Source organism: Paraburkholderia sediminicola, assembly GCF_046026895.1.
In the GTDB taxonomy this organism is placed as follows: domain Bacteria; phylum Pseudomonadota; class Gammaproteobacteria; order Burkholderiales; family Burkholderiaceae; genus Paraburkholderia; species Paraburkholderia sediminicola_C.
This window is the reverse complement of the sequence record NZ_JAQQEU010000153.1, coordinates 1-6,125: the sequence shown is the minus strand read 5'-3', so window position 1 is coordinate 6,125 and position 6,125 is coordinate 1. Positions and strand designations below refer to the sequence as shown.

At 59.5% G+C, this 6,125-nt stretch carries 5 protein-coding genes and 4 pseudogenes; 5 read left to right on the top strand and 4 right to left on the bottom strand.

All coding sequences use genetic code 11. From position 1 onward, the window contains the following. A pseudogene (locus tag PQR02_RS39250) lies at positions 1-173 on the bottom strand (IS6 family transposase); the annotation flags it as partial. A 583-nt stretch (positions 174-756) separates the two neighbouring features. On the opposite strand from PQR02_RS39250, the gene PQR02_RS39245 reads away from it, so the two are divergent. From PQR02_RS39245 to PQR02_RS39235, 3 genes are all read left to right on the top strand, one after another. Further along, positions 757-1,185, top strand: a complete 429-nt coding sequence (locus PQR02_RS39245) for a PRC-barrel domain-containing protein (RefSeq protein ID WP_408243200.1) — start codon at positions 757-759, stop codon at positions 1,183-1,185. 221 nt (positions 1,186-1,406) lie between these two features. After that, positions 1,407-2,009 (top strand): AAA family ATPase, encoded by a 603-nt coding sequence (locus tag PQR02_RS39240; RefSeq protein WP_408243199.1) that lies wholly within the window; start codon positions 1,407-1,409, stop codon positions 2,007-2,009. Positions 2,010-2,127: 118 nt separating this feature from the next. Beyond that, on the top strand, positions 2,128-2,541 hold the full coding sequence (locus tag PQR02_RS39235) for a ClpB D2-like domain containing protein (RefSeq protein WP_408243198.1): 414 nt from the start codon (positions 2,128-2,130) through the stop codon (positions 2,539-2,541). Positions 2,542-2,813: 272 nt separating this feature from the next. On the opposite strand, the pseudogene PQR02_RS39230 reads toward PQR02_RS39235, so the two are convergent. Next, positions 2,814-3,281, bottom strand: a pseudogene (locus tag PQR02_RS39230) (DDE-type integrase/transposase/recombinase); the annotation flags it as partial. Here PQR02_RS39230 and PQR02_RS39225 point away from each other — a divergent pair. Beyond that, positions 3,234-4,148, top strand: coding sequence for a glycosyltransferase family 4 protein (locus tag PQR02_RS39225; protein ID WP_408243197.1), 915 nt, complete (start codon positions 3,234-3,236; stop codon positions 4,146-4,148). The pseudogene PQR02_RS39230 and the gene PQR02_RS39225 sit on opposite strands and share 48 nt — an antisense overlap. A gap of 820 nt (positions 4,149-4,968) precedes the next feature. On the opposite strand, the gene PQR02_RS39220 is transcribed toward PQR02_RS39225, so the two are convergent. Both PQR02_RS39220 and PQR02_RS39215 read right to left on the bottom strand, forming a co-directional pair. After that, positions 4,969-5,406 (bottom strand): host attachment protein, encoded by a 438-nt coding sequence (locus tag PQR02_RS39220; RefSeq protein ID WP_408243196.1) that lies wholly within the window; start codon positions 5,404-5,406, stop codon positions 4,969-4,971. A 7-nt stretch (positions 5,407-5,413) separates the two neighbouring features. Continuing rightward, positions 5,414-5,656, bottom strand: a pseudogene (locus PQR02_RS39215) (alkene reductase); the annotation flags it as partial. Positions 5,657-6,038: 382 nt separating this feature from the next. On the opposite strand from PQR02_RS39215, the pseudogene PQR02_RS39210 reads away from it, so the two are divergent. Then, positions 6,039-6,125, top strand: a pseudogene (locus PQR02_RS39210) (IS6 family transposase); the annotation flags it as partial.

Genomic DNA, 6,125 nt, shown 5'->3' with positions numbered 1-6,125 from the left:
ACCCAACGCAGAATGGCCGTGTGAGCCAGCGACAAACCCCGCTCGGCCATCATCTCGACCAGATCGCGCAGGCTGAGTTTGTAGCGCAGGTACCAGCGCACGCAAAGAATGATCACATTGCGCTCAAAGTGACGTCCTGCGAATAGATCCTCCATGCTCTTAAGCTTTCTCATCGTCGGCTCTCAAATCGGTCAGCCTGACACTTTCCTCGCGAGTTGCGGGAGGCGACCAACATCGCCTCCGCCGATCCTTTCGTCCCGGTTTCACGACCGGTTCGCGTGCGGGTCACACTGCAGATTTTCGATACCTCTAGGCAGAAAAGAGAAAGAAGTACGCCCTTGGCGAGCTTAGGATTGACGTCATGGGCCGAGTCAGTTCGGTGCAAAACCTGACGCCCTGGAGGAAGTTCACTTTGGTTGAGATCGGAGCACCAGCGATGGACGAACTGTGAGCACATGCATGGCGGATGCTGCTCCTGGTGCGCGGCATCGCGGGGTTGCTGTTGGGCCTGCTCGCGCTCTTGGCGCCTGTGGAATTACGGTTGTTCTGCTCATCGCCAGCTTCACGGCGTACACGCCGTTAGGACGCGCCGCGGCGGTCGTCACAGGGTTCCAGCATCGTTCGAGCCAAAAAGACCGGTGGCGGCTGGCAGCGTAGCGACTTCTCCGGCAAGCCGAACGGGCCGCTGCACCCATACGAGGAGGCCGCGGCGGGACAGGGCGCCCCATTCTTATTCGTGCGCATTGGGAGTACATCATGAATGCAAAAATCGAAAATGCTACAAGAATCCTCTCACTTTTGCTCGCCGTGACGGCCACCGTGTTCCCGGCCGGCTCCGCGACGGGGCAGCAGCCCGCAGCCCCGGTTGCAGGCGCGGTGCCTCTCGGGGTGAGCATCACCCAAACGCAACTCGTAGCGAAGGGGTGGCGTGCATCGAAGCTAGTCCACACCGACGTGTACAACGACAAAAACGAAAAGATAGGACGGATCGACGACCTGATTATCGCGCCCGACGGCTCACTTTCCGTGGCCATTATTGATGTTGGCGGATTTCTCGGCCTCGCCGCGCACCGCGTCGCTATTCCGATGCAGCGGTTCAAGCAGATCACACCGAAGATGATACTGGAGGGCGCGAGCAAGGATGCGCTGAGCAAGCTCCCGGAATTCGAATACGCCAAGGGTTGAAATCAGCTGCCGATAATCCGATTTTCACCGTTTGATCTGTTTATTAAAACAAGGGTTAGTCATGCTTCCCGATCTAGAGAAGTGGAACCCCTTCAGGTTTTGTCGCCCTCGCCCTGAGCGAGCCCGCGAGGCCGAGCAGGGAAGGGCACATCCCAATCACCAGCATCGCAACGACAAGCAAGTGTCCTCGTCTTCGACACCGGCTCAAAGCGCCCCACAAGGTGAAGATCTCCGAAGCGGCCATTTCTGCCGCAGCGAAGTTGTCGGACCGCTATATCGCCGCGCGCTTCCTGCCTAACAAGGGCGATTGCTGCGATGCCACTGAGGCGTGGAAAAAAGAACGAGGCGCCAGTTCGCAGGAAGTGACGGCGGAAGACATCGCGCACATTGTGTCGACGTTGACCGGCATGCCGGTGTCGGAACTCACCGCCGAGAGCCCGGAAAAACTGCTGTGTCTGGAAGACCGGCTGAAGGAGCGCGTGGTCGGCCAGGACGAAGCGATCAGCGCGGTCGCGAAGACCGTGCGCCTCGCGCGCGCTGGTCTGACCGAAGGCGGCAAGCCGACCGCGAGTTTCCTCTTTCTCGGGCAGACCGGCGTGTGCAAGACCGAACTCGCCACGGCGCTCTCCACCTCGGTATTTGGCGACGATGACGCGCTGGTGCGCATCGACATGAGCGAGTATGGCGAGCGGCACATCGTGGCGCGGCTCGTCGGTGCGCGTCCCGGACATGTGGGCTATGAGGAATGCGGCCAGTTCACCGAGCGCGTGCGGCGCCGGCCGTATGGCGTGGTGCTGCTCGATGAGTTCGAGAAAGCGCATTAGGAGGCGCATAACCTGCTTCTGTAACTCTCCGACGAAGGGCGACTCACCGACGGCAAGGGACGTCGGGTCGATTCTACGAATACGATAATCATCGCCGTCAGCAATATTGGTATCGCGAATGATGCAGGACAACATGAGGGCCGACAGAAGACATTTCGGCTATCCCGAACTGCGCGACCGTCTCATGGAATTGCTGCGGCATCACTCCGGGGCGGAGTTCCTGAATCGCGTGGATGAGGTCGTGCTGTTCGGTGCGCTCGGCAAAGAGCAGATTCGTCGCATCGTCGATCTGAGACTCGCGCGCGTGCAGACGACTGCTGCCGCTCGGAACATCGACCTGTCGATCGACGATTCGTTGCGCGACCATCTCGCGGACATTTGCTATGACCCAGAGTTCGGCGCACCCATGCTCAAGCGAAAAATCCCTCAGGAAGGGGAGTCGCAGCCCGCGGATGCCGTTTTGCGCGGCGACGTGCGCGAAGGCGACAAAGTCGTTATGACCTACGACAGGGCGCAAACGCCGTGCTCGTAGAGAAGCAGTCACCAGAGACGGAGCTCCGAACAAGTCGACCAAGAAGCCGGCGCACGTCTGACGCGATGCACGGCCGTAGGCGATGCCGCCGGAACGGCATCGTCCATGCGGCTGAGCCTGGACCAGGTAGGAGAGAGCGATACGAAAGGAAATGGGCGTTTGCAAAGACGGAGATAGGATCGCCGACGTCGCCGTCAGCTTCGCAGCACATTCCCGACGCGTCGGGCTTGGCCCGGAGTGAACCGCCCCGGGAATCGTGGAGGCTGGTTGGTTTAAGTTAATACGGGCACAGCAGCAGTATTGTTGAGTTGCCGGTAGTAGTTTGCCTCAGCTTCTGCGGGCGGGATATAGCCGAGCGGTTCCATCAGCCGATGATGGCTGAACCAGGCCACCCATTCCAGCGTCGCCAGTTCGACAGACTCACGCGTTTTCCACGGCACACGACGATGAATCATTTCCGCCTTGTACAGGCCGCTGATCGTTTCAGCCAGCGCGTTATCGTAGCTGTCTCCCCGGCTGCCGACCGAGGGCTCGATGCCTGCTTCGGCCAGTCGTTCGCTGTAGCGAATGCTGACATATTGCGAACCTCTATCGGAGTGGTGGATCAGTGTTCCGTCATTGTCCGGCCGTCGAGCGTACAGCGCCTGTTCAAGGGCATCCAGAACGAAGTCCGTGGTCATCGACGAGCTGACGTGCCAACCGACGATACGTCGGGCGAACACGTCAATCACGAACGCCACATTGTCGCCCCCCAGCGCCTCATTGAAGACACGGTCGATCCGCAAGCGTGGCACTTTGCAATGCTGGAAAGGGTAGTGCGCCAATCGGCCGAGTTCGATCCGGTTCATTATCATGTTGAGTACCTGCATTTCCCATTTTCCCGCCGCCTGGCTTGTCCACATCTGACCACATTGCATTGGCGTCTGGACACCCCCGGTCTTGAGCAGCTTTACCATGAGTTCGCGGACATCCCGTTGGTTTCTATTTCCGACGCGCAACGACGGCCCTTACCCTGGTTGAACTGGCAGGCCACCGTCTATCATGGACTGTCCGACCATCTATACACGTTCCGTGAACGGCCGGGAGACTATCTCGCGTTTCTCGGCCGGATTGCGCCGGAGAAACGTCCGGACCGGGCTGTCGAAATCGCGCGCCGCGCGGGCGTGCCACTCGTCATTCCGGCCAAGGTCGACAATGCCGATCGATCGTATTTCGAGCATTCTATACAAGACCTGTTCTGCGATCCGCTGGTTAAGTTTTGCGGCGAGGTCACAGACTCAAAGAAGGACGAGTTTCTCGGCAATGCACGCGCGCTGCTTTTTCCCATCGACTGGCCTGAGCCATTCGGGCTAGTAATGGTCGAGGCCCTCGCCTGTGGCACACCCGTAATCGCCTTTCGGAACGGCTCAGTTCCCGAAATCATCGACGACGGAGTCACCGGCTTCATCGTGGACACCATCGAAGAGGCCGTCGTCGCCGTTGGCCGCACTGGCCAGTTGAACCGCCGACGCTGCCGTCAAGCCTTTCAAGAGCGTTTCACCGCCGCCCGGATGGCGCACGCATATCTGAAGGCTTATGAGAAAGTGCTAGCAGACCAAAGTGGATGAACAAAAACAACGTCGGGGGCGGGGGGGGGGACGGTACCCACTTTTCTCCTTTGGCGAGGAACGGTTATCGCAAATGGCCGACGCTATGTAACTGGAGGGCGGCTCTACTCGCTGGGCGCGACCTCCACCTGCTCGATATCTGCCGACGCACGCGGCCTACGTATCGGGAGCGAATGGTTCAAGCGCTGGCAGAACTCGGGAAGGGGCGTGATCATCGCGGATCAACATGCTTGGTAAAGCGCTATTCTTCGTTACCCACGCCTTTCGACATTTCGGCCGGACTCGCATATTCGCCATCGGGAGCGCCTCACATGCAGCCGCAACGTCTTCATCGGCGCCGTTTTAACGAACGGTCTCAAGCAGTGCCTGCTTATCCATGAGAAGGCAATGCAAGGAATGGCAGCAAGTATCTCTCCTGGGCCCTCATCGAGGCTGCGGCCGTTGTAATGCGCTGTTGTCCACGGGCGAGGTGATGCCCAGACCATGAGCCGAAGCGAGCCTGGCACCGCTAACGCAGCAAGCCGATCATTGGTAAATACTCTCATGGACGCCGGTCTGGCACCGATGGTTTTCTGGGGCTCGCTATGAGCCACGGGCGGAAGCCAGAACACCGGCTCTCGCCGTGATCCCGATGGATGAGTGGCGCAGAGCAGCTCTGCAACCAGGGGAGCGAAAAATCGGATGCATGCTCATACGCGCCGACGCGGGGTGGCTGAAATGTTTCAGCTAGGCAGGGTAAAGTCTGAGAGAGAAGTATCTATCTCTTGACCTTGGGCTTTCAACGGATGACACAATTAATGCGGCCTACGGCAGGTCGCCGTCAATGCCTTCGCAGGTGCGCTTGAATATCGCGCGCATCGAGGGCCGAGAGATCTTCGTTGATCTCTTCGAAAATCATCTGACGCGTCTCCTCGCTCAGACGCTCGCGCAGCATCCCGATAAACTTGGGCTCCACGGCAAATCGCAATCGCTGATACCGGTGATGAATCCGTCCCTGTGCGACGCAGTCGGCGACGGTCTTCGCGAATTTTTCGCGATCCTTCTCGCTCAGTGCCGGTCCATTCGGGACGACATTGACGAGGTCTTCGATTTCCCGCAAATCCGGTTTAAGTCCCGGTGTCTCGAAGATTCGTGCACGGCTGCCGTCGGCAACGACAACCCAGGTAGTGACAGCCATGGTGCGCCTCTCAGCGTGATCGGTCGCCGGCTCGGCGGCCATCGCAAATCGTCGCGTGACGCCGCCGAGCCCGACGGTCAACGACAGTCTATCTCCAACGCCCATCGATGACGGACGGTGGGGCCTCCCCGCGCTCCTGCGCGAGCGACGGATAGTCGGTATACCCGCGCTCGCCGCCTCCGTAGAACGTGGACGGATCCGGCGAATTGAGCGGAGCGTGCGACCGGAAGCGTTCCGGCAGGTCGGGATTGGCGATGAACAATCGTCCGAAGGCGATCAGGTCCGCGTTGCCGTCCTCGGGCCATCTTTCTGCGCTGCCGCCGTCGAACCCCGTTCAAGACACGCTTTTAATCGTTTTGAAAGAATTCGGCCGCGCCCGCATCACATGCAACAAGCGCGTGACGGGGGTGAGCACGGAGCAGAGGCCCGTCAGACGCCCGCTGAAGCGCTTCGCGAGCCGCAGGGTGATTCCGAGTCGCGGATGAGCGCGCTCACTCGCGTCGAGCTGAAAACGACGATTTTGTAGGTCATCGCGCTAGCTCCCGTAGGCAGAAAGGACATAGGCGTTGCGCTCGATTCGAATCTGGGCCACAGCACGGCATCTTTGATGCGAGCCAAGCCGGTTGAGGCTTTGCTGTATCGCGCGCTCGGGTTCTGTTGCAATAAGGCGGTCGGCTATGATGTGCGCAACAAGATGAACGACTGAAAGCTTGATGAAGACGCTGAATCCGGCCGTGGCCCGAGTGCTCAAACGCCAGCATTACCCGCTTGATGTGATGCTGACGTGCGTGCGTTGGTAC